Source organism: Nitrospirota bacterium (assembly GCA_016180645.1).
Taxonomy (GTDB): Bacteria; JACPQY01; JACPQY01; order JACPQY01; family JACPQY01; genus JACPAV01.
On sequence record JACPAV010000018.1, the window covers coordinates 1 to 20,849 of the forward strand.

Below are 20,849 nucleotides of genomic sequence, written 5' to 3' on the forward strand. Positions count from 1 at the left end.
CTTCCCCAAGGAACACCTTGCGCCTCTGGTTCCCTCGGGCAATCACGTGATACAGGAGTCCCGGCGCAAGCGGACGGAGTTGGCGAGCCACGGCAGCCAACCTGCATGTTCATCCCCACATTGTCAAGATACAAATGTCTGACCCTATGGCCTACAAGCCGCCTTGAAAAAGCTGGGGCGCCCCACCGAAGTCGTAGACGCAATGATCGCCGCAACCGTCATGAGCCAGAGTGGTTTCCTAGTCACCCACAATGTTCGCGACTTTGAGCACATCGCGGGACTCGCACTCGAGGACTGGCTCGGATGATAAGAGGTGCGGATTCAGCACGCGCAAGTTAGGCGGGTCGATCCGGGCATGATGGCGGAACTTGGATGACGAAGGCACTCTGGTTCAAGATCAAAGATCTCACCCCCAGATTCATGAGAAGAGAACGATCACGGAAAGCCGTTCAAGGAGTCCGTGATAAGGTACCCGACCTCCGCGGCAGGATCCTTGTATTGGACCTCCGGAATACTCAAAATCTATCAGGCTCCTTTCTTGATGAGCTACTCCTACGCCGGTGGGACATGCTGAACGAGGGGATTGCCGATCTCCAGTTCGCCGCTTCATCGGAGGTGGCTACCCGGCTCAAGGCAGCAGCTCAGCTACGGCAGGTGGTAGTAACGATCCACGAAAACGGCCAAGTCCGACGGTTCGTACCGCAGCGGTCCACTCCTGCACAGCCGACACAGTCACTCCCAGTAGGCTCACTCACCAATCTTCCGCCCGAAGCTTTGGGCGGGGATTGAACTGCGTCCGAGCGACGCATCCTCCTCCTGCGAGCGATCCTACGGCTGCGAGACGAGCGGAACGGGATGGGGAAGACCCACAGGAAATGGGTCGAAAGCTAAGGCTTGATTCCGATCTCGCGTAGGAGGCGGAGGACCAAATCGACGTCTTTCGGCGCAGCCTTCTTCAAGAGCGATTGGGCCGTCTTCACCTTGTCCGCGTCGGTAAGACTTGCCTCCTGGATTGCAAAGAATTCCCAGATCGGAACGCCGAGCGACGCAGCGGCGGAGATGAAGGCGACTTTCTTCAAGTGCGGCCTCACGGTCACGCATTGGGCCGTGGGGACGATCCTGTGAATTTCCCTCCAGATTCTCTCCGAAAGGCCCGTTCGGCGGTTGCAGACATGAATCTGTTTTCGGTCATCCCGGTAGTCGCAAGGTCGAGCTGAGCTGGTTCAGAATCAGTGCAAGGACATACGCTCCGTGATGCTTCGAGGAGCCAAGGACTGAGAAATGGCCGCGAACGTGGCCCACAGGCCGGGAGAGCCGCGAATTCCGACTTCCTTCTGATTTCGCCCCTATTCTGCTGGCTCTGGCGGGGGGGTCTCCGCAGGCTACAATAGAATCCATCGCCTTGACCACGCAGGTCTGTGGATAGATAATCGGAAATGTGAGCACCGATGTTGCCGATCTCGTGAAGAGAATCCGCACGTTGCCGATCGAAAAGCGGAGGGAATTCCTCCAGGTACTCCCAACCGCGCTGGGTCTCACATCCGAAGACCTCGGGTGGCTGAAGGCGACGGAGACGGCGTTCGGATTCTGGGAGAACCCGGAAGACGAGGTCTACGATCATCTACAAGTCCGGTGACGTCGTCCTCGTCCCATTTCCTTTCACCGACCTGACGACGACCAAACAACGGCCGGGAGTTGTCATGGGTACCCAGGAACAAGACCTCCTCGTGGCCGCCATCACTTCCCGTATCCCCTCAGATCTACTGCCGACCGACCTACAGGTGTCTGCTGAGGAACAGCGCGGTGCAGGCTTACCCAAAAGATCAATTGTCAAGGTCACGAAGATTTTCACTCTCCACGAGCGGCTCGTTCGCGGACGGTTGGGTGCGTTCCCGGCGCCGTTCGTGAAACAAATCGTCGCGGCTCTGTCGTCATTTCTACAGCGGCAACATCCAGGATAGGCTTCTTATGGGCCGGTGAACGAATGCAAGACCTGGCCCCACAATTGCGCGGCGCAAGCGGACGGAGTTGTCGAGCCACGGCAGCCACCCTGTATGTTCATCCCCACATTGTCAAGATACAAATGTCTGACCCTATGGCCCAGCATACCCATTACCTTCGATCGTTCGGCAAGGTGGCACCCCGCCTTCAGGGGCCTCCCATCGCCCCTTGCGCTTCGCTCCAGGGACGATGAGCGGCAGGGCTATGGGGTCTCTGCATCGTGGTCGGCACGGAGGGCGGGGTACCGTCCCCTCCGCTTCGCTGCACGGACGGCGATCAGAATCTCATGGGAACCGGACGCCGCACTATCCATGGCTGGTGTTGAGAACTGCCATATGCGTCAGAATGGCTTCGCAAGACAGGCAGCGATGGGCGGGCTGAGAAGGCAGATCTTCGGTGGGAGACTTGCATGAGCGGGCGATGGGAATTCACGATCGTCGTCGTGACGCTCCGTGCTTTCCTGTGGAAGTCGGGCTCCTGCCCTCCACCCAGATTACCCTCTACCGCTGCGAAGACTTGCGTCAGCGGGCGATGGGAATTGAACCCACGACCCTCTGCTTGGGAAGCAGATGCTCTGCCCCTGAGCTACACCCGCGTTACTGAGTCAGTTCGGGATGATACGTTGAATCGCCGGCGGAGTCAATTTTTGGTGGGACACTTTTTGGGTCACTTTTGCCCGCCACACTCCCGCCAGACCGCGGGTGATCGGGTCTTGTCCCGCTCGGTAGCAGCGCAAAATCGCTTGGGGTGAGCCCGGCGGCTCCCAGCCCTGCGGAAATTGCTTCTGCCTTGGCCGCTACTGCCGCAGCGACGGGCTTCGGATATCGCATGGCCATCTCAGGCGACTTCCAACCGATGAAATCTTGGAGATCCTTCGTCGTCGTTCCCGCCTCGTTTAGCCAAGACGATACGGCGTGCCGGAGATCATGTAAGCGAAGATCCTCGGTGCGGACAAGCCCCTTCTTGTAGAGGCTCCGGACCGCCCTCATGAATGCGTGGCTCACGTATCCCGCCGAGACCGGGAAAACTCTCGGCTCACCCGCGATGACCGGTTGGACTCTAAGGCAATCCACCGCCATGCCAACGAGTGGATACCACCCCGGTCGGCCGCGCTTCTCGGGACGGCAGAAGTACTCCTTCTTTTCGAGTCGCACGTGGACCCTTTCCAGGCGAACCGCCTCCCCTACCCTCCTGCCTGTGCAGGCCATGAAGACAAGAACCGGACGCACGATAGCGGGACACTCCCGGAGAATGAGTACAAACATGCCAAACGTCATGCTGACCATGGAGCGATCTTCCGTTCCTTGTCGGGCAATACCATAGTGGAACGGGTTTTCTTGGACCTCAATCCTCAATCGCTTTTTTTCCACGTAGTTGAATGCCGCCGCCAGGGTCGTGCGTCGATGGTTCACCGTCCATGGCGACAACCCCGCCTTCCTCCACCCATCGAGAACCTCGGTAATCCTTCCGATCAGTCGCGCAATCCCCTTCTTGTCCAGCCCCGTGACCCTCTCGCTTCCAAGCTTCTCATTCCAGTGCTTCGCGTCGTTCTTGATGTCCGCAATCGATTCCCGCGATTGCCTTGAGTCCACGTAGAGTTTGAGGATGTCCCCGACCGACAGGATCTCATCCCCTCCTACGATCGAGCTCGCAAGCGAGCGAAGATCGTTCGGGAGCGGCGCCCCGACCCTTCGCCACTTCCTGAGTGCCTTGAAGAGTCGTTCGCCGGTCTCACCATCCGGTACCGGGAATTTGCGCATCTTTCCGCCAAAGCGGATTCGAGTGTACAACCGACCGTTCTGGGAAATCACTCCACGCACCTTTTTCCGAGAATGCCGCACCCCTCTACGGGCCACCGGATCTTGCACGGGTACCGGGGCAGGATTGCCTCCGGGAGGCACGCCATGTTCTGCCTGAAGCGCCTCCATTGTCGGCGGCTGCTCCTGAAGTGAAAATGCTTCGACGCCGGCCATTCCTACCTCTCCTATCGACCTAGACAGCCCTCGCCACTTGGTTTCCACTCTGTTAGGATCTGAACTTGTGTCCACAGACAGCATGATACGCGCCTATACTTTTACGTCAAGTGAATCGCGGTACAGGTCTAGTACGGTGGACTCACATGGCTGACACCGACGAACCCGACATCAAGGCAGAAATCGGACGCAACCTGCGCGAACTCCGAGAGGAGCGCGGCCTGACCCAACAGGCGCTTGCGAAGGAGGCCGACTTGGCCGATGAGACGGTCTCCCGCATCGAGCGGGGGCATTTGAACCCCTCCGCAGAGGTGCTGGGGAGGTTGGCGAACGCCCTCAAGGTGGCCGCGCAGAGACTCCTCCTGATGCCTTCTGCAGAGGAAAAGGCCCAAAAGGAACTTCTCATCCAGGACATTGCCGCCCGCCTCAAGAAGGCCTCCGTGGACGACATCCAGTTCTACCGCGAGCTTCTATACCGGCTCACCCGCCACCGGGGAATCCTCAAGGAATCGATCCCGGTCGAGCGGAAATCCAAGGACCGGACCTAGCGGCCCTCGATCTCCTAGAAGCCCTCTTTCCACCTTCAGTTTGGGAGCCCTATCTGTAGGATGGGGCGTTCATCCTACTTGTTGTACGAGTCATACTAGTTGACTTATATATCATTACCTGCCAGACTGTCCGCGGTTGAATGGTCATGGGGGTATTCGCATGAAAGTCGCCTTCACGGGTAGAAGAGATGCCGGCCCGGGGGTGCGGGAGGTCATCGGAAAAATCGTTGCCGAGGAAATCTCCCTCCACGCTCCCGTGGAACTCCTGTTCGGCGGTGCGTCCGGCGCCGATACCATTGCCCTCGATGAAGCGGCGAAGGTGATCGCCGAGCTCCCTTCGGAAAAGCGCACGCGCCTTGTGGTCATCCTGCCCGGTCGTCTGCCGGACCAGCCCCATGATGCCAGGGCGGTCATCGAGCAGCATGCCGATGAGATCCATCAACTGAAGCTCCGGCCCTGTTTTCCATCGAGCTATCGCAAGCGAAATCAAGTTCTGGTGGACCGATCAGATCGCGTGGTGGCTTTCTGGGACGGGCGAGAGAAGGGAGGCACCCACATGACGATGGCCCTAGCCAGGAAGATGGGACGGGACCTGCGCGTGGTGAGGATCGACCGAGTCGAGGAGTCGGACCGATGATCGCTGGAGTGTTCCGATTCGTCTTGGAGGACCTCGTGGTCTCGGTCTACCTCTCCGACGCCGAAACGAATGTGTCTCGATCCGTGGCCGCAGCGGTTCACGCCCGAGGCGAGGTGGAGGGAATCAAGCTGGAGTACGACTACCTGGTGCCTATGGGTTTGGCCGGGCAGGGAACCGGCCTCGTGCACCTCTGGAATCCCTTCGAGGTCCCGGGGTTCGTGTCCATCGCCGGCCGATACGAAATCGAAGTGGCTCCACATCATCGCGTGCTGATCGCAGCCCGCGCCGAAAGCAAGGTCAGACTCCGGAGTGAGCGCCAAACTGCCGCAACCGCAAGTGAGGAGGAACACTCATGAAGGTTTTCCTGGACGATCAACGACCCGCACCGGAGGGCTGGACTCTGGTCAAGACGGCCAAGGAGGCCATCGCGCTCCTCGAAGCCGGACAGGTTGAGGAGATCAGCCTCGATCATGACCTGGGGGACGTGGAGGAAGACACGGGGTACGACGTGCTCGTCTGGATCGAGGAAGGCGTCGAGTGGCGCGACTTCGTCCCACCGTCGATGAAGGTCCACTCCGCCAACCCTCCCGCGGCCGAGCGTATGGAACAAGCCATCCGCGCCATCGAACGGCGTGCCGCCCACACTCGCGAATTCCCCACACGCGAGGACTGGAAACGGTTCCTGAAGGAGTCCGAAAAGAAGTCCCAGGAAGACTGGCAGAAAGAGATCGCCGAAATTCCGGAGGAGAAGAGGTTCGAGCATGCGCTGGGGAGCGGCGACAAGGAGGTTCATCGACCGGCGGTCCAGTACCTCCTACGTCGTCTGAAAGACGCCCTCCCCGATCTGGAACATGTACTGGAAAGCGTGGACGACCACTGGGCCTCCGAAGACGGCGTCTATCGCTTCTACCATCAGTCGTACAAGGTCTTCTATCTGAACAACTCGACAAGCAAGATCATGAATGCCCTGCGGGCGATCCTCCCTCACCAGCCCCTGAACAAATGGCTCCAGACCATCGTGGCGGACGCGATGTCGAGGGATTGGGATCGTGAGCGGAGCGGCTACATCAACGACAGCTGGCTCAACTACACAAGGCCGGTCGTCGAGGCGTTCTTTCACGCCCGTTACTTCCTCGGGATGTGCGTCAAGTACGCGAAGGAACTGCCCCACGCCCCTCGCACCATGCCGAGCGGGTGGGCCGCCGTGCTCTACCTCTACGATCTGCGGTGACGAGGGGATGATCGCGGATGTTTTCCAGAAAGAATCGGAAGCGCGCCGCATCCCTGGACCAGTTCGTCCGAATGCTTTATCGCAGTCCCAAGCCGAACCTGACTCTGGAGGAGGCGCTGACGCAGATCGGACCGGGATGGCATCCCATCCTCAACGACCTGTGGCCGAGACTGGAAGGCGCCCAGATCGTGCAGGTGAAGGAGAAATTCGGCGGGCTGAGGGTCTATTGCCTCAAAGACGGCAAACGGGAGGGACACCACGAGGAACTCCTGAACAGTCTTCGGGAGGCGGAGGGAAGAAGCTACAGGACCTGCGAGGTCTGCGGTGAACCGGGGAGCCTTATTGCCAAACCCCGGCAGTGGAACCGGACGCGTTGCGCGGCACACCGGGATGTCCCCGCGCCTGACTCGATGAGAGATCCGCAATACCAGCGAGCCTGGATCAGCGTTCTCATACAATCCCGACAGCACCTCCTGATCGGGACTTCGGCCGTCAAACGGTACCTCACAACCGTGCAAGGCGAGACCGAACTCGACTTCCTCGTGAGAGAGCTCTTCACGCTGGAGATTCCCGCTTTCTTGAGCCACTGGAGCGCCGAACACCGTCGGAACGGAGACGCGATCATCGTCCCCGCATGGGGGATGGACTTCATCAACGCGGAAGCGAGTCCCACGCTTCTGCGCATCTTCGACAAGGAGGCCACCTTCGGCCGCTACGCGACGGCGTCCTTGGAGGCGCTTGCCGCCACCAAGTTTCCGGCGGCGATCAGTCCCAGCCGGTCCATGGAGAAGAGAAGGAGGGACGTGGAGGAACTCGCCGGGCTGGTACGATTGGCGGGTTTCAGCAGAAGAAGAGCCCTTGCCGTTCTCAAGGACGAACACCGGGACATTCGGAAGCGGGCGCGTGATATCTTCGATGCGCTCAAGAAAGGACGCGGGGTGGAGTTGTGAAGGTAATTCTGGGCGCTTGGACGAGGAGAGACTTCTTTCGCAGGATGATTGGAGGTCTTGCCGCTGGGGTGGGTGTGAGCCTAATCGACAGGCTTGGCGCAGGCATTTGTCCTGCGGGGGACCCGAGTGGAGAGCGGATGCTCCCTTCCGATCGACCGGGGCGGCCCGATGTCATCGTCGCCACCGATTTCGACACGGATCCCGCTATCGCCGTGGGTCTGGTGTACGTCCCGCATGAAATGGAGGCGCCGGTGATCACCGGCGCTTACAGGGGTCCTTTTGCCGAAACGTGTATTTACCGGGCCGTCATGAATGACGTGCCGCTGTACCTGGATTTTGACCATTGTCTTCCTGAAGCACTGGCCAAGGCAGCACGGTCATCGAGTGTGGTTCCCCGCGAGTTGTACTGGGCCGTCTCCTCCGCCTACGTGTACGCTCTCAAGAAGAACCCAACGAGAAACGAGCGGCTGGTGAGGTTCCGGGTTGAGGTGCTGGAAGTTGCGAATGCGTAACAAGGAGCCCAAGGGCAGGAAGACCCGCGCTTTCCCCGTGATCATCGAGCGGGATGCGAACGGCTACTACGTCGGGATCATCCCGGATCTCAACGGTTGTCACACGCAGGCGCCATCGTTCATGGCCCTGGAATCCCGGCTGAAGGACGTCATTGCCCTCTGCCTGAGGATGGAGGGGCGCAAGTCCCCGCGCAGCCGGTTCGTCGGCGTCCACATGATCGAGGTGAAGGCGTGAGGAGGCTGCCCGACCTTGCTCGCGACCTTCCGGAATCCGTGAGCCGTTCCATCGGATTCGCGACGATTCGTCGGGAGGCAGGCCACAAGTATTTCCGGCATCCCGATGGCCGGGCCTCGGTCGTCGCACCGCCGAAAAATGGGGAACATATGGCGAGGGGGTTGCTTCGTGCAATCCTGAAAAGTCCGGAGCAAGAAAGACGAAAATAAATGGGAGGGAAGCCTGGGCCTCGACTGCCGGGTGGCCGGAACAACAGACCTGCAACCATAGAAGCCCGATCACGGGAGCCATTTTCGGTTCGGCCTGCGGATCGTCCGCATCCTTTGCGTAGGCATATCTCAGCACCGATGGAGACACCTCCACGCCAATCTGCGGCTTCAGGGGGTCCTCGACGCCAGGCTGTTCAGGCGCAGGCATCGCACTCCGTCGACTTCGATAGACTTTACGACATTCTCGACCACATGGCGGATTGGCTGATGCGGGAGGATCTCAGGGCCCACCGGCGGAATCAACTGGAGGATGAGGTCCTAGACGGACTGGACATGCTCCAATCGCTCCGCCGTCCGCAACCGGGAAGGAAAAGAGCGTGACTCAGAGGGTCCGTTTCGTGGCCTTCACGGATCATCACGCCGACGTGGGGTGCATCGAATCGGTGATCACACTCGTACACGACAGCCGATCGGCCTTCATCGTCTGCGCGGGTGATTTCACGATCATGACGGAAGGTATCCATCCCTCCATGATGATTCTGGGCCGATGCGAGTTACCGGTGTATTTCATCGGTGGCAACCACGAGCACGACGGGATTTGCCGATTCCTGGAGAGTGCGTATCCGACCCTCCACTACGTCGATCTGAAGGTTGAGATCGAGCCGCTCCCCGGGGGCCTCCGAGTCCAGATCGCCGGCCTGGACGGCACCGAGGATCTGAACCCCCACTACGGAGAGAAGGGAGAGTTCTACGCGTCCTACCTCGAGATCCTGAAAGCGCAGGCCGACCCACTCCTTCCGCTGGTTCTTCTCTCGCACTTCCCGCCGGCGGGAACGGCCACTTGCGGGAAGGAGCCTGTTTTCAAGGGCGACCTGTGCGTGGGTTTCAAGGAGGGACCCGCTCTCGGCAGTCGAAATGTAAGAAGGATGGTCGAGAGTCTCAAGCCCGCCGTCGTCGTTACGGGCCACTTCCATGATCGATTCGGTGAATCCGATCGAAACGGCGGGTCTTGGATCGTGAACCCTGGCCCGGACGGGATGCTGATCGAGATGGCATTCCCTTCGGAGGGAGGAGAGGCTACGGTCACGCTGCGGAAAACGTCAAGAGCCGCGGCATGAGGATCTGGTTTGTCCGCAGGAAGGAGGTGAAGGTGTGAGGGAGCTGCCGGTTTTCTCGCCTGCCCACTTGAGCGAGATCCTCACATCCCTGGGGTTCAAGCTCGCCGGAAAGTCCGTCATGAGGGAAGGCAAGCATCTCTATTTCCGCCATCCCGATGGGCGGGCAACTGTGGTCCCCACTCACGACGGCGACGACATCTGCCCCCGTCTCCTCTCCGCGGTTCTGAAGGACATCGAGCCGAAGCCGGAGACCGGCCCGACCGCGGCCCAGTCTACCCTTTCTTCTTCCCGCCGAGGTCGGAGAATCGGCCGATGAAGGTCCGTACAAGGGTCAGGTCTTTACGGTCGAGTCGTCTAAGCGCCGAGATGATCTGGTGAACGACTCGATTCTTCTCGATCTCCTCGTGCTTCGCTTTGGGCAGGAACAGTTCGTGGTGCTCCATGCCGAGTGCCTGTGCGATGCACCCCAGACTCCGCATGGTCGGGTTCGGCTCCACGCCACGCTCGATCCGACTGACCGTCTCGGTCGGAAGGTCCGCCTTCTCCGCCAGGTGGGCCTGCGTCCAGCCACGGTTTGTGCGAACATCGCGGATCCGCTGCCCGACCTCATTCTGTAGGTTCTCCATCCATCCCATGACGACCTCCTTTGCATCACGGATGAATGGACGGAAGAAGGGTATATGTCTTCTGCCATATTGACATTTATACCCTCCTCCACTAACCTTCACTCAGCACGGATACCCGATCAAATGGCAGCACCGCCGATCCGAAAACTTCCACTGGCACATTGTCCCCGCGTATCCAAGTGGCTGTTGTCGACGCTTTGCGTCCTGACAGCAGGATGCGGCAGTGCAAAGGAGGAATTATCAGTCCCAACCACCGCTGGGCCCAGCTCCCAATCAAAGAAATCAGTCTCCGTACATGGAACACTGGTGGGCCAAACGTGCAAGAAGCCGCTCGCCGGCGTTACGGTCTATCTGAAAACAAAGAGTTCGACCGGGGGAAACGAGGCCAAGGTGACCGACTTTGTGCCCACGGGACAGGAGGGAGGTTTCGCATTCGATGGGGTCCAAGAAGGGACCTACACACTGGTGGTAGCCGGCTGCTACCAGGAATCACAATCATCACTGGCCGGAATCGAGGAGACGTCGTATTTCCTGCCCGAGGGGCAGGAGAAACCCGTCACAATTTCCTCTGAGACAGCTGCTCGGTCGATTGATATCACATTGGATGTGGAGCGGACAGATCCGTTCAACAAGACATGTGGGGTCGACCGGGATTGCGATGGAGTCGTGGACAAGGCGGCCGGAGGCACCGATTGCAAGGATGACGACGCGAACATCAAGCCCAAGGCTGCGAACGAGCAGGAGTGTAATGGGCTCGCAAAGATGTTCTCCACCCGATCCCTCATCGCGAATTCGATGGCTTGGACCGGCAGTAGTTATCTCCTGTCCGATGCAGCAAAGAGCGCCATTGTCACCATCGACTCAACAGGCACAGTGAAATCGACCATTCCAGCCGGCTCAGACGGGGGCATTGCGGACGGGATCGCCTGGATCGGAGATAGCCTCTCCGCCAAGCAAATCTTTGCTGCGGTAGGCGGCAAGATTCTTGCTCTCTCGAGTTCCGGGGCCACGGTTTCCTCGTTCGCGGCGCCATCGTCGAGTATTTGCAGCCTCGCCCGGGATGGTTCCACTTTATGGGCCTCCGACGACAAGAGCGTCTACAAGCTGTCATCCTCCGGCACGACCGAGAGTTCATTCTTCCACTTCGCACAGGCTCCCAGCCGCGAACTGGTCATATCGCAGATCATCTTCGCAGCACCTAGCCGAGCCACATCCGCATCTTTGGTTTGTCCTGAGATCACCTGGGACGGGAAACAACTTCTCGTGCTTACAAAAGCAACAATCTCGGCGGGCGGGGCGTACGAATCAACCGTCTCAAAGTTCAGCACGGCCGGAATCAAGCAGACCAGCGACATCCTTGTTCCAGCAAGAATCTCCGGCATGGCATGGGTGAACGACCGCCTGCACATGGCCGCGAGCAACGCCCCGACACCGGTCGGAGAGACCATTGTTTATGAGGTACTCCCATGACCCCGGCGCATGATTGTGACTCCCCGCGATTGTCCCGGCGAAATGCAAATGCTGTCCCTATCGGCGGACGAATCCTATTGTTCCCATGAAGCGAGGCAACATGACGCGACCGCGGCTCGACCCCAGGATGATCATTCATCCGCTCCATCTTATTGGCGTTCTATTCTGGCTGTCGTGCGGGGAAGAACGTCCACAACCCGAGCAACCTCCCGTGAAGAGCACGTCGGATACTCCTTCCGACCCGGTGATTGTTTCCTGTTCCCTCGGCTATGACGATTGGGGCTGGACCAATCGGGAAGAACAAGTAATTGCCAAAATCCGCGTCTCCGACAGAAGCCAGCCTCCAGCCCTCTTTCGGTATTCGACAGGTCCGGGCGCAAGCAAGACGGAAGTGGCCCTCACCTATGCCCTTTCCCCCGCAACGGGAGAGCTGGAGTATGCTGCGAAGCTCACATTCAAGTCGCCCGGAAAAGTTCTCGGCGAGTGCTCCACGAAGGATGCAAGCGGCACGGAAATCGCCCCCGAGAAGAGGAAAACGACATCTCAGCTTATGTATCTTGGCGAGGGTGACGCAAGGAGCGCCATTGAGGGCGCACTCAAAGACGTGAATGCTGCCTACACGAAGGATTCGGAGATTGCGACAACGGGTGCCAGTATTCGAGTGGACTTCCTCGTCACGTCGGTACTCGGCCTCCCGGCTAAGGGTGCTATCGACTATCGAGGGGAAACGGATCTTTCAGTCTCAACTATCGGCCTCATCGACACGGGGTACCAGTCCCTTTTCATCTCGGAGATTGGAAATGAAACTCCCTTGAACGCGATGGATCTTCGGAGCAAGACCCTGGCATTCATGAAGAAGCTGTAACGACGTGGAACCACACTTGGCCCCGAACCATCCACCGAGGAGTTGATTCCGGAATGAGGCTCTTGCTTTCGTTCCTGCTCATTGCGTTCCTCCAAGGGAGTTGTGGCGATGTCTGCGAGGATGTTGGCCTCTGCGACAAGGATGATGACACCACCGCAGTAGCAACGACCACGGGTACCACAACGACAACGACATCCACGAAAACCAGCGGCGGGTCCACTTCAACGACGACCACCACGAAGGTCATGACCGGGGTCGAGTGGCGTTGCAGTTGCACAGCGGATTGCGCGTTGGCTGTCGACCAGTCAACGAGCATCACCGAATGTGAGAAACAGACCGCGGCGTCGGGCACCGTCGCCATCGTGGCCCAATCCACCTGTACCAGCCCGTCCAAGAACGTCTGCGGATCTGCGACCACCAGGGGTTGCGTGTGCTCCTGCGCGGCAACCTCGACCCCATGCTGAAACAGACACAGTGCCACCGGTGGGACAAGTCTTCACCGTGACATTTGTCCCGAGATAACCGCTACGTCGAAAGTCCTACCTCCTCTCCCAATTCTGCTGACGGCTTTGCTGTTCCCAGGAGGACTTGCCGCAATCCCTGCAGAGCCGGATGGCGTTACAACTTTGAGTCAGGCTGACCCGCTGGGGGCCAACGCATGGGGTTTTGCCGAAGAGCAAGGAAAACTGTATCTCTCCGGGAAGTCCAAGAGGGCCACCGGCAAGAAATTCAGACGCAGGGGATTCCTAATGGGCGCAGAAGGAGGCTTCGGAGCACTCGTCTTTCGGCCCGACCCGCAAGGATTTGAGGAGGATCCGAGAGATATCGGAGCTGCTGTGCCACTTCTGGCACTCGATCTGGGAATTGCCACACCCGGCGGCACGGGCGCCGGACTGAGGCCCTTCGCCGGCGTCGCGAAGGTGAAGGGAGCCACCGCGGGCTACTACGTTCTGGAGTTCTACACCAGACGGTTTTTCGCTCAACACTTCTATGCCGGACCCGGAATCGCCATCGGAAAAGTTTTCGCCGACTACGTTCCTCAGTTTTCCGACTCGGGCTTCACGTACCGGATCGACTTGGGTCGGGAGTTCCCGATGGCAAGACATTTCGCACTCGGAATCGAGGGAGTACATCTCGGAATGCTGGGCAAGAACGGGAGATACTTCATATTCGGGATCCAGTTATCCCCTCGGATCTACCTCAACTGAACGCCGCACCCTACACCTTACCTCTTGGACTGGATGGCTGAGAGCCGTCTCGCCCGCAGGCTTACGAGGTTTGGCGAATTTGCCGAGAAGAAAAACGCGCGGGCCCCCTGCGAGGATACGGGGGAGCGAGGGGACCCGCGCTATGTGGGCTTGAATCCTGGTGAAGTCGCCTCCTTCGAGGCGGATTCAACACAGGGAAATCCAACGATCCGACCGACCCAAGATTTCCGATTGCGCTTCCGTAGAACCCCCGTGACGGTTTCCATAGTGACTCCGCAAATTGTATCCCCTGCTCCATCCATGTCAACTGACTTCACGATTACGGAGGGAAGCGCACTGAGACCGACGGCAACCGATTCGGCCGCAGCAGTGGAGATTCTTGCCTTCGTCTATGCCGAATCCCTAGCCGGCAGGAGGGTAAGGATCCCTACCATGCGAGTCCTTTTGCCGAATGGTTCCGTCCCGGGCCTGAATGATGAGTTCCGAACGATGCCTCTCCGAGATCTCACGGCCAAGACCGATGGCATCCGACTGTTTCTCGAATGCCTTGGTTACCCGTGAGTTCCCCTCGCCTCGCACGGCCCACCCCTTGCCGTATCGCACGATCCACTGATTCTTGGACATGCTGTCCTCCTTAACCTGATGTTCAGCTTCCCCGCCTCCAGTATTCCTCGAAGGGGACGCGGTGATTCCCTTCAATCCATTCATGCTCTTCCTGAGCACCTTCCAATTCTGGGTCCCCGCGCTCCCAATTGTCAAGAGGAATGCCGTGGCAACTTGTGCCCGAATTGGGCCTGATATATTGTTCCCCCCGTGACAGCCGAGTTGCCATCAGGGGGAGAACCCGATCCTCTTCGCGAAGGCCAAGTCCTGGCCGGCCCCCTGTTCAACGAGCCTATGCGGGTCGAAACGGTCCGGCCCAACGGCCCCGCCTCGTGGATAGCCGGGCTGGTCGGCGTTCAGTCCGAAAGGTTCCGAAGCGTCACGCTCACCGCCACCGACCTCAAGACTCTCACCATCCTGGACTCCCGCGCCACCTACGATGGAAACGGCCAACTCCTCCGTCTCGGCCTCCAAGCCTACACCCTCGGGATCGCCTACGAATTCGATCCCTATTTCGGCCTCTCCATCTCACGGGTAGACCCCCTCCCCCATCAGCTTGAAGCGGTCTACGACTACCTCCTCAAACTCGCCCGCGTCCGCTTCCTCCTGGCCGACGACGCCGGCGCGGGCAAGACCATCATGGCCGGCCTCCTCATTCGGGAACTCAAGCTCCGCGGACTCGCCGAGCGTATCCTGGTCGTCTGCCCCGCCAACCTCGCCTTCCAATGGCAACGTGAACTCAAGGAGAAGTTCGACGAGAAATTCCTCGTCATGAAGGGAAGCGACATCCGCGACCAGTTCGGCGTCAATCAGTGGATGGAGCAGAAGCAGACGATCACGTCGCTCGACCTCGCGAAGCGGGAGGATATCCTGCCGGGACTCCGGCAGGTACACTGGGACGTCATCATCGTGGACGAAGCCCATAGAATGTCCGCCGCCGATGAAACCCACAAAAGCCAGCGGTACCGATTGGGCGAACTCCTGCGAGATATCTCGGACCACCTGCTTCTCCTTACGGCCACGCCGCACAAGGGAGACCCCATCAATTTCACCTTGTTCCTCCAGCTCCTGGATCCCGATACCTACGCCGATGTCCGATCGATCCGTGAGGCCATGACCCGCCAGCGCGCGCCGTTCTACCTGCGACGAACCAAGGAGGCGATGGTCTACTTCCCGGAGCGACAACCGGATGGCACATGGACAGCCACGAAGATCTTCAAGAAGCGGATTCCGAAGACGGTGGACTTCAACATCGACGGTCCCGAATTCGACCTCTACCGCCAGGTCACCCGATACGTGAAGGCCCAAAGCGTCAGGGCCGCCGCGGCGGGAGACGATCCCCGATCCCGCGCAGTCGGATTTCTTATGTCCCTCTACCAACGCCGCCTGGCCTCAAGCATGTACGCCCTCCGCCACTCTCTGGAGAACCGAGCCACGCGCCTCGAAATGGCCCTGAAACGCGCCCAGGATCTCGCCCAAATCGCTCCACCTGAAATCCCCAGCCCGGAGGAATTGGAGGAAATGGAGGAAAGTGAACGCGAGCGCCTTGAAGAAATCCTTGAAGCCATCACCATCGCGGGCAACGCCGACCAGGTGCGAGAAGAAATCCGTGAGCTGTCCGACCTGGCCGGGAAGGCCAAGGCCGTTGAAGATGCCGGTTCTGAAGCCAAGCTCTCCAAGCTCAAGGCCACGCTTCAGGCGGAGGGGTTTTTCGACCACCCCGATAGGCGGCTTCTCCTCTTTACGGAGTTCAAGGATACTTTGGACTACCTGGTCGGGAAGCTCAAGGACTGGGGCTTCCGCGTGGGATACATCCACGGCAGCATGAAGGCCGGATCCAGAGATGATGAAGGAACACGCCTCCACTCGGAGCAACAGTTCAAGGAAGGGAAGATCCAAGTACTCGTGGCCACCGAAGCAGCAGGCGAAGGGATCAACCTCCAAGTTTGTAATATCCTTTTCAACTACGATATCCCGTGGAACCCGAACCGTCTCGAGCAGCGCATGGGCCGCATCCACCGCTACGGCCAGAAGAAGGACTGCCTCATCTTCAATTTCGTGGCCTCGAACACCATCGAAGGGCGCGTCCTACAGCGCCTCCTCGAAAAGCTTCAGGAGATCCGAAACGCCCTCGATGACGACGCGGTCTTCAATGTCGTCGGCGAAGTCTTGCCGTCCGCTCACATTGAGCGGGTTCTTCGGGACTACTACTCAGGGAAGTTGGGAGATGCCGATCTCGAAGATCGGCTCCTCCGGGACGTGGATGAAAGCCGATTCCGCGCCATCTGCCGGAACGCTCTTGAAGGGCTGGCGTCGAAGAAATTGAACCTCGCCATGCTCATCGAGCGGCGCGCCCGGGCGCAGGAACGACGGGTTGTACCGGAGACCATCGCTCGGTTCGTCGCGGAGTCCGCCCCAATGGCGTCCTTGACCATCAAAGAAATTGCCTCTCTGCCCCATACCTTCGAGCCGGGCCGAACACCCCCCGCGCTCCGGCGGTTCGAGTCTCAATCGGATTGGAAACTGCCCGCCCTCGCAGGCAAGTATCCCCGCCTCTCAACCGAACGCGAGACCGCCGAGAAGCACAATCTCGAATGGGTCACCCCGGGGCATCCTCTCTTCGAGGCCCTGCGTCGTCATGCCTTGGATCAGGCGCTGCCGGAATTTTCCAGGGGAGCCTGTTTCCATTCCCTCCAGCACGACAAGCCCGCCCGGCTCGACTTCTATCGCGCGAAGGTAGTGGACGGTTTGGGGCATGCCATTCATGAGCGATTATTCGTCGTGGAGTATCCTGATGGCGGGGGGCCGCGATTGCTCAACGCAGCGGCCATTGGCGACTACACCCCGGCGCCGCCTCCAGACAAGCTGCCGTCTGTCGCTCTCGCGCCCGCTAACGCAGCCTGGCTGAACGAGACGGCCCTCAAGCCCTTTCTGGACGAAGTGAAATCCGAGCGGCTGGCCGAGGTGGACCGAATCGCCAACCATGTCGAATTCTCTCTCACGGAACTCCTTCACAAGGTGGATGAAGAAATCGGGAGGGCCGACGCCGATGTGGAGAGGAAAGCGCCCGGCGCGGAGGGTCGCCTCGCCCAAGCCGAGGCGCGCCACGCCGACCTCATGGCTCGGCGCGAGAAGCGACGACAAGAACTCAATCGCGAACGGGCACTGTCCCTCCAAGGCGTCGAACGGATTGCCAGCGCGCTGGTTCTGCCCCACCCCGAGCGCGATGCCGCCGACATCCGGCGACTGCGGCCTGATCCCCTAACGGAGGCCACGGCCATGCGTGTCGTCATCGAGCACGAGCAGTCCCAAGGACGGCAGGTGGAGGATGTGCATGAAAAGAACCTGGGATACGACATCACCAGCATTGACACGAAATCGGGCCACCTCCGCCTTATCGAAGTCAAGGGCCTCGGCGGGTCCACGGGCACCGTCCTCCTTACTCCCAACGAGAAGCGCGTGGCCGAAGACCGCCGCGATTGCTACTGGCTGTACGTGGTTACAAACTGCAAAGCCACGCCGAAACTTGAAGATCCGATTCGCGATCCCGCTCGCCTGCCCTGGCATGAGGTGAAGAAGGTCGAGCATTATTGGCTCCAGGTGGATGCAATGACCCAATCGATACAGCTGCGCGAGGATTCGCCTCCGTATGGAGGTGATCGCCCATGAAGGCCGTCGCGATTCCCAAGAGCACAAAACAGCTTGCCGCGCTCGTCAAGCAGGGCGAAGGCACTACACTGGAATTCAAGCGTTCGACAGGCGAACTGAAGGAGGGCATGCAGACGCTGTGCGCCTTCCTGAACGTATCCGGCGGCACGGTGCTCTTCGGGGTTCGGCCCGAAGGCACGATTGAGGGACAGGATGTTTCCGACAAGACGCTCCGCGACATCGCACAGGCCGCAGCTCGTTTCGAGCCTCCCGCTCATGTTGCCATTGAGCGCATCAAGATCAAAGTGGGCCGCATGGTTGTGATCGTCACGGCCGAGAGCGGTCGGGATGTCCGTCCCTTCACCTATGAAGGCCATCCCTACGAGCGCCTGGGCAGCACGACGCGCCGGATGCCGCAGGCGAAGTACGAGCGTCTGCTCGTCGATCGCGGCCACGCGAAGCGTCGCTGGGAGAACCTCCCCGCCGAAGGCCTGGCGCTGAAGGACTTGGACCGCAAAGAGATCCTGCGCACGCGCGAGCTGGCCATTCAGCAGAACCGGATTTCGCCGGACACCCGCCGGGACGTCGGCGAAATCCTCGACCGGTTGGGATTGCGGATTGACAGTGTTCTCACGCAGGCCGCACTGATACTTTACGGCAAGAGATTCCTGCCGGATTACCCTCAATGCCTCTTGAAAATGGGCCGGTTCCGGGGAACGGAGATTACCGGCGAGATCGTGGACAACCGGCAGGAATACATGAACGCCTTTGCCATGGTACGCGAGGGAATGGAATTCCTGAAGCGAACCATGCCCCTGGGTGCGCGCTTCCCCGAGGGACAGATTTTTCGTGAAGATCGTTTCCCCATCCCCTTGGACGCTCTCCGGGAAATCCTCCTCAACGCCGTCATGCACCGCGACTACTCCCACTACTCCGGCCACGTCGCCATTGTGGTCTTTGACGACCGGGTCGAGATCAGAAGCTACGGTCGCCTGCCCAATGGCGTGACGCTGAAGCAGCTTTCGGGGAAACATATATCAAAGCCGACCAATCCCCTGATCGCCGGGGCCTTTCACCGCACGGGCGCGGTGGAGGTTTGGGGCCAGGGAACCAACCGCGTGATCGCGGCCTGCAAACGTCACGGAGCCGCCCCTCCGAAATTCGAGGAATTGCAGGGGTTCCTGATCGTAACGTTCAGAGCACAGATGGTCGCCGGGGGCAAGACGGAGGTTGCCGGGGCCCAGTCAGGAGCCCAGTGGAGGGCCCAGTCAGGGGCCCAGTCGGTTCGGGTTCTGAACGTCTTGTCACGGAGTGCCTTGTCCGCTCGTGCGCTGGCAGAAGCCCTTGGGCTGCGAAGCAAGACCGGCGCATTGAAGCGGACTCTCAACGAATTGCTCGCTGAAGGATTGATCGAGTACACGTTGCCTGAAAAGCCCAGCAGCCGCCTGCAAAAGTACCGTCTTACTCGGGCTGGGGAGAAGGCGCAGAAAACGCACAGCGGAAAGGATGGGAAATGATCTACGCCCTCTGCGTATTGGGTGGTTTGCTAATCGGCGGCCTTGTGGCTTGGCTGCTCGCGTCCGCACGCGTTGCAAAATCCCTGACCGCCAAAATTGAGGAGCTTGCGAGGCAGGCGAACACGGCCGAGGGTCGGGCCTCTGGACTGGAAGGGACCATCGCAGAACTGCGTGCGCAGAATCAGAAGGCTTCCGACGACTTCACGAAGCTCCGAGAGCAGTTGGCCGGCGAGAACAGCGCAAGGGTGAAGGCGGAAACCCAACTGGCGGAAACCGTCCAACGGCTTGAAGAAGAGAAGAAACTTCTTGAGGATGCGAAGGTCAAGCTCACGGACACCTTCAAGGTGCTCGCCGGGGACACGCTCAACAACAACACGACGGCGTTCCTGAAACTGGCGAAGGAGACACTCGATAAGGTTCTCACGGACGCAAAGGGAGACCTCGGCAAGCGCCAGGAGGCCATTCAAGGAATGGTCAAGCCCTTGTCGGAATCCATCACGAAATTCGAGGAGCATGTCCGCACGATTGAGAAGAACAGGCAGGAGGCGTATTCGGGGCTGACTGAGCACCTGAAGGGCCTCTCTGCAAGCCAGCAGCAACTTCAGAAGGAAACCGCGAACTTGGTCACGGCCCTGCGAAAGCCGCAGGTGCGAGGCCGTTGGGGAGAGATGACGCTGCGCCGGGTGGTGGAATTGGCGGGAATGTCCGAGCACTGCGACTTCGCCGAACAGGTCACCGCCAATACCGACCTGCCTGCCGCGGCGCGGACCTCCGCGGCGCAGGCAGGGGAAGGCAGGCAGCGCCCCGATCTCATCGTTCGCCTGCCCGCCCAGCGCGAAATCGTCGTGGACGCGAAGGTATCTCTGGAAGCCTATTTGGACGCAGTCGCTGCGGACTCGGAAGAAACGCGGAAAGTTGCCATGGCGCGGCACGCGGCGCAGGTCCGCAGTCACATGAACGCTCTTGCCAACAAGCAATACTGGGCGCAGTTCACCCAAGCCCCTGAATTCGTCGTGATGTTCATTCCCGGCGAGTCGTTTTTCGGTGCTGCGGTGGACGCGGATCACAGCCTTATCGAAGATGGCCTGGAACAACGCGTGGTGTTGGCGACCCCCACGACCCTGATAGCCCTCCTTCGTGCCGTGGCTTATGGCTGGCGGCAGGAACAGGTCGCCAAGAACGCTCAGGAGATCAGCGAACTCGGAAAGCAGCTCTACGAACGCATGAGAATCTTTGCCGAGCACATCGGCGAAGTCGGCAAAGGGCTTGAGAAGGCCAATGCCTCTTACAACAGCGCCGTAGGGTCGATGGAGGCGCGGGTCCTTCCGGCCGCGCGGCGATTCAAGGATCTTGGGGCCGCGCCCGGTGCCGAAGTTCCTCTGGTTCAACCCATCGAAACGACGCCGCGCGTACTCACGGCACCTGAACTTTCGGAAGACCAGTCTGAACAGCAGGACATTGCTGGGGAGGATGGGAAATGACACAGCAAATATCCCCT

Annotated in this window: 23 protein-coding genes, 1 tRNA gene and 1 pseudogene; 20 read left to right on the top strand and 5 right to left on the bottom strand. The window is 59.7% G+C overall.

The annotated features are described in order from the left end of the window. Positions 1-887: 887 nt before the first annotated feature. Positions 888-1,079 (bottom strand): hypothetical protein, encoded by a 192-nt coding sequence (locus HYT87_11320; protein MBI2060350.1) that lies wholly within the window; start codon positions 1,077-1,079, stop codon positions 888-890. A 359-nt stretch (positions 1,080-1,438) separates the two neighbouring features. Here HYT87_11320 and HYT87_11325 point away from each other — a divergent pair, with 359 nt between their 5' ends. Together HYT87_11325 and HYT87_11330 are read left to right on the top strand one after the other, a co-directional pair. Beyond that, complete coding sequence (locus HYT87_11325) at positions 1,439-1,636, top strand: hypothetical protein (protein ID MBI2060351.1); 198 nt, start codon at positions 1,439-1,441, stop codon at positions 1,634-1,636. After that, the gene (locus HYT87_11330) at positions 1,617-1,961 is read left to right on the top strand and encodes a type II toxin-antitoxin system PemK/MazF family toxin (protein MBI2060352.1); all 345 of its coding nucleotides are present in this window, start codon (positions 1,617-1,619) and stop codon (positions 1,959-1,961) included. The genes HYT87_11325 and HYT87_11330 overlap by 20 nt, the downstream gene beginning before the upstream one ends. Before the next feature lie 563 nt (positions 1,962-2,524). Here the strand turns inward: HYT87_11330 and HYT87_11335 are convergent. Both HYT87_11335 and HYT87_11340 read right to left on the bottom strand, forming a co-directional pair. After that, a tRNA-Gly gene (locus tag HYT87_11335) sits at positions 2,525-2,596 on the bottom strand. A gap of 1 nt (position 2,597) precedes the next feature. Next, positions 2,598-3,974 (bottom strand): tyrosine-type recombinase/integrase, encoded by a 1,377-nt coding sequence (locus HYT87_11340; GenBank protein MBI2060353.1) that lies wholly within the window; start codon positions 3,972-3,974, stop codon positions 2,598-2,600. Positions 3,975-4,120: 146 nt separating this feature from the next. Between HYT87_11340 and HYT87_11345 the strand changes: the two genes are divergently transcribed. The 11 genes and pseudogenes from HYT87_11345 to HYT87_11395 all read left to right on the top strand — a co-directional run bounded on the left by HYT87_11345 (position 4,121) and on the right by HYT87_11395 (position 9,730). Next, positions 4,121-4,522, top strand: a complete 402-nt coding sequence (locus HYT87_11345) for a helix-turn-helix transcriptional regulator (protein ID MBI2060354.1) — start codon at positions 4,121-4,123, stop codon at positions 4,520-4,522. A gap of 160 nt (positions 4,523-4,682) precedes the next feature. Then, positions 4,683-5,159 (top strand): hypothetical protein, encoded by a 477-nt coding sequence (locus tag HYT87_11350; protein MBI2060355.1) that lies wholly within the window; start codon positions 4,683-4,685, stop codon positions 5,157-5,159. Next, complete coding sequence (locus HYT87_11355; protein MBI2060356.1) at positions 5,156-5,515, top strand: hypothetical protein; 360 nt, start codon at positions 5,156-5,158, stop codon at positions 5,513-5,515. The genes HYT87_11350 and HYT87_11355 overlap by 4 nt, the downstream gene beginning before the upstream one ends. Then, positions 5,512-5,790 (top strand): annotated as a pseudogene (locus HYT87_11360) (hypothetical protein). Before HYT87_11355 ends, HYT87_11360 begins: the two are co-directional and overlap by 4 nt. Before the next feature lie 617 nt (positions 5,791-6,407). After that, positions 6,408-7,340, top strand: a complete 933-nt coding sequence (locus tag HYT87_11365; protein MBI2060357.1) for a hypothetical protein — start codon at positions 6,408-6,410, stop codon at positions 7,338-7,340. Between the two features lie 68 nt (positions 7,341-7,408). Beyond that, positions 7,409-7,852 carry an EscU/YscU/HrcU family type III secretion system export apparatus switch protein gene (locus tag HYT87_11370; protein MBI2060358.1) on the top strand — a complete coding sequence of 148 codons (444 nt, stop codon included), beginning with the start codon at positions 7,409-7,411 and terminating at the stop codon, positions 7,850-7,852. Next, complete coding sequence (locus tag HYT87_11375) at positions 7,845-8,087, top strand: type II toxin-antitoxin system HicB family antitoxin (protein ID MBI2060359.1); 243 nt, start codon at positions 7,845-7,847, stop codon at positions 8,085-8,087. The genes HYT87_11370 and HYT87_11375 overlap by 8 nt, the downstream gene beginning before the upstream one ends. Then, complete coding sequence (locus tag HYT87_11380; protein MBI2060360.1) at positions 8,084-8,296, top strand: type II toxin-antitoxin system HicA family toxin; 213 nt, start codon at positions 8,084-8,086, stop codon at positions 8,294-8,296. Before HYT87_11375 ends, HYT87_11380 begins: the two co-directional genes overlap by 4 nt. 138 nt (positions 8,297-8,434) lie before the next feature. Next, positions 8,435-8,677 (top strand): hypothetical protein, encoded by a 243-nt coding sequence (locus tag HYT87_11385; GenBank protein ID MBI2060361.1) that lies wholly within the window; start codon positions 8,435-8,437, stop codon positions 8,675-8,677. Then, the gene (locus HYT87_11390) at positions 8,674-9,414 is read left to right on the top strand and encodes a metallophosphoesterase family protein (protein MBI2060362.1); all 741 of its coding nucleotides are present in this window, start codon (positions 8,674-8,676) and stop codon (positions 9,412-9,414) included. The genes HYT87_11385 and HYT87_11390 overlap by 4 nt, the downstream gene beginning before the upstream one ends. Before the next feature lie 34 nt (positions 9,415-9,448). After that, positions 9,449-9,730 (top strand): type II toxin-antitoxin system HicA family toxin, encoded by a 282-nt coding sequence (locus HYT87_11395; protein ID MBI2060363.1) that lies wholly within the window; start codon positions 9,449-9,451, stop codon positions 9,728-9,730. Here the strand turns inward: HYT87_11395 and HYT87_11400 are convergent. Continuing rightward, positions 9,687-10,049 carry a helix-turn-helix transcriptional regulator gene (locus tag HYT87_11400; GenBank protein MBI2060364.1) on the bottom strand — a complete coding sequence of 121 codons (363 nt, stop codon included), beginning with the start codon at positions 10,047-10,049 and terminating at the stop codon, positions 9,687-9,689. The genes HYT87_11395 and HYT87_11400 overlap by 44 nt on opposite strands. Positions 10,050-10,346: 297 nt before the next feature. On the opposite strand from HYT87_11400, the gene HYT87_11405 reads away from it, so the two are divergent. The 4 genes from HYT87_11405 (at position 10,347) to HYT87_11420 (ending at position 13,583) form a co-directional block, all read left to right on the top strand. Beyond that, positions 10,347-11,510: a hypothetical protein gene (locus HYT87_11405; GenBank protein MBI2060365.1), complete on the top strand. Its 1,164-nt coding sequence runs from the start codon at positions 10,347-10,349 to the stop codon at positions 11,508-11,510. 100 nt (positions 11,511-11,610) lie between these two features. Continuing rightward, a complete protein-coding gene (locus tag HYT87_11410) occupies positions 11,611-12,375 on the top strand; it encodes a hypothetical protein (GenBank protein MBI2060366.1) in 765 nt (254 codons plus the stop codon). Between the two features lie 53 nt (positions 12,376-12,428). After that, positions 12,429-12,839, top strand: a complete 411-nt coding sequence (locus HYT87_11415; GenBank protein ID MBI2060367.1) for a hypothetical protein — start codon at positions 12,429-12,431, stop codon at positions 12,837-12,839. Between the two features lie 372 nt (positions 12,840-13,211). Further along, a complete protein-coding gene (locus HYT87_11420; GenBank protein ID MBI2060368.1) occupies positions 13,212-13,583 on the top strand; it encodes a hypothetical protein in 372 nt (123 codons plus the stop codon). Positions 13,584-13,985: 402 nt separating this feature from the next. On the opposite strand, the gene HYT87_11425 is transcribed toward HYT87_11420, so the two are convergent. After that, positions 13,986-14,207, bottom strand: a complete 222-nt coding sequence (locus HYT87_11425; protein ID MBI2060369.1) for a DUF2188 domain-containing protein — start codon at positions 14,205-14,207, stop codon at positions 13,986-13,988. A 273-nt stretch (positions 14,208-14,480) separates the two neighbouring features. Here HYT87_11425 and HYT87_11430 point away from each other — a divergent pair, with 273 nt between their 5' ends. From HYT87_11430 to rmuC, 3 genes are read left to right on the top strand one after another with little or no spacing between them, the layout of a single operon-like run. Continuing rightward, positions 14,481-17,855 carry a DUF3883 domain-containing protein gene (locus HYT87_11430; GenBank protein MBI2060370.1) on the top strand — a complete coding sequence of 1,125 codons (3,375 nt, stop codon included), beginning with the start codon at positions 14,481-14,483 and terminating at the stop codon, positions 17,853-17,855. Continuing rightward, positions 17,852-19,351 (top strand): putative DNA binding domain-containing protein, encoded by a 1,500-nt coding sequence (locus HYT87_11435; protein ID MBI2060371.1) that lies wholly within the window; start codon positions 17,852-17,854, stop codon positions 19,349-19,351. The genes HYT87_11430 and HYT87_11435 overlap by 4 nt, the downstream gene beginning before the upstream one ends. Next, entirely contained in the window at positions 19,348-20,832 is a 1,485-nt protein-coding gene (rmuC, locus tag HYT87_11440) for a DNA recombination protein RmuC (GenBank protein ID MBI2060372.1), read from the top strand. The genes HYT87_11435 and rmuC overlap by 4 nt, the downstream gene beginning before the upstream one ends. Positions 20,833-20,849: the final 17 nt, after the last annotated feature.

What these genes read in the sequence shown, in the direction of transcription:
- HYT87_11340 (MBI2060353.1), bottom strand. Translation starts at nt 3,974, where the DNA reads ATGGCCGGCGTCGAAGCATTTTCACTTCAGGAGCAGCCGCCGACAATG.
- HYT87_11345 (MBI2060354.1), top strand. Translation starts at nt 4,121, where the DNA reads ATGGCTGACACCGACGAACCCGACATCAAGGCAGAAATCGGACGCAAC.
- HYT87_11350 (MBI2060355.1), top strand. Translation starts at nt 4,683, where the DNA reads ATGAAAGTCGCCTTCACGGGTAGAAGAGATGCCGGCCCGGGGGTGCGG.
- HYT87_11355 (MBI2060356.1), top strand. Translation starts at nt 5,156, where the DNA reads ATGATCGCTGGAGTGTTCCGATTCGTCTTGGAGGACCTCGTGGTCTCG.
- HYT87_11365 (MBI2060357.1), top strand. Translation starts at nt 6,408, where the DNA reads ATGTTTTCCAGAAAGAATCGGAAGCGCGCCGCATCCCTGGACCAGTTC.
- HYT87_11375 (MBI2060359.1), top strand. Translation starts at nt 7,845, where the DNA reads ATGCGTAACAAGGAGCCCAAGGGCAGGAAGACCCGCGCTTTCCCCGTG.
- HYT87_11385 (MBI2060361.1), top strand. Translation starts at nt 8,435, where the DNA reads ATGGAGACACCTCCACGCCAATCTGCGGCTTCAGGGGGTCCTCGACGC.
- HYT87_11400 (MBI2060364.1), bottom strand. Translation starts at nt 10,049, where the DNA reads ATGGGATGGATGGAGAACCTACAGAATGAGGTCGGGCAGCGGATCCGC.
- HYT87_11410 (MBI2060366.1), top strand. Translation starts at nt 11,611, where the DNA reads ATGACGCGACCGCGGCTCGACCCCAGGATGATCATTCATCCGCTCCAT.
- HYT87_11415 (MBI2060367.1), top strand. Translation starts at nt 12,429, where the DNA reads ATGAGGCTCTTGCTTTCGTTCCTGCTCATTGCGTTCCTCCAAGGGAGT.
- HYT87_11425 (MBI2060369.1), bottom strand. Translation starts at nt 14,207, where the DNA reads ATGTCCAAGAATCAGTGGATCGTGCGATACGGCAAGGGGTGGGCCGTG.
- HYT87_11430 (MBI2060370.1), top strand. Translation starts at nt 14,481, where the DNA reads ATGCGGGTCGAAACGGTCCGGCCCAACGGCCCCGCCTCGTGGATAGCC.
- HYT87_11435 (MBI2060371.1), top strand. Translation starts at nt 17,852, where the DNA reads ATGAAGGCCGTCGCGATTCCCAAGAGCACAAAACAGCTTGCCGCGCTC.
- rmuC (MBI2060372.1), top strand. Translation starts at nt 19,348, where the DNA reads ATGATCTACGCCCTCTGCGTATTGGGTGGTTTGCTAATCGGCGGCCTT.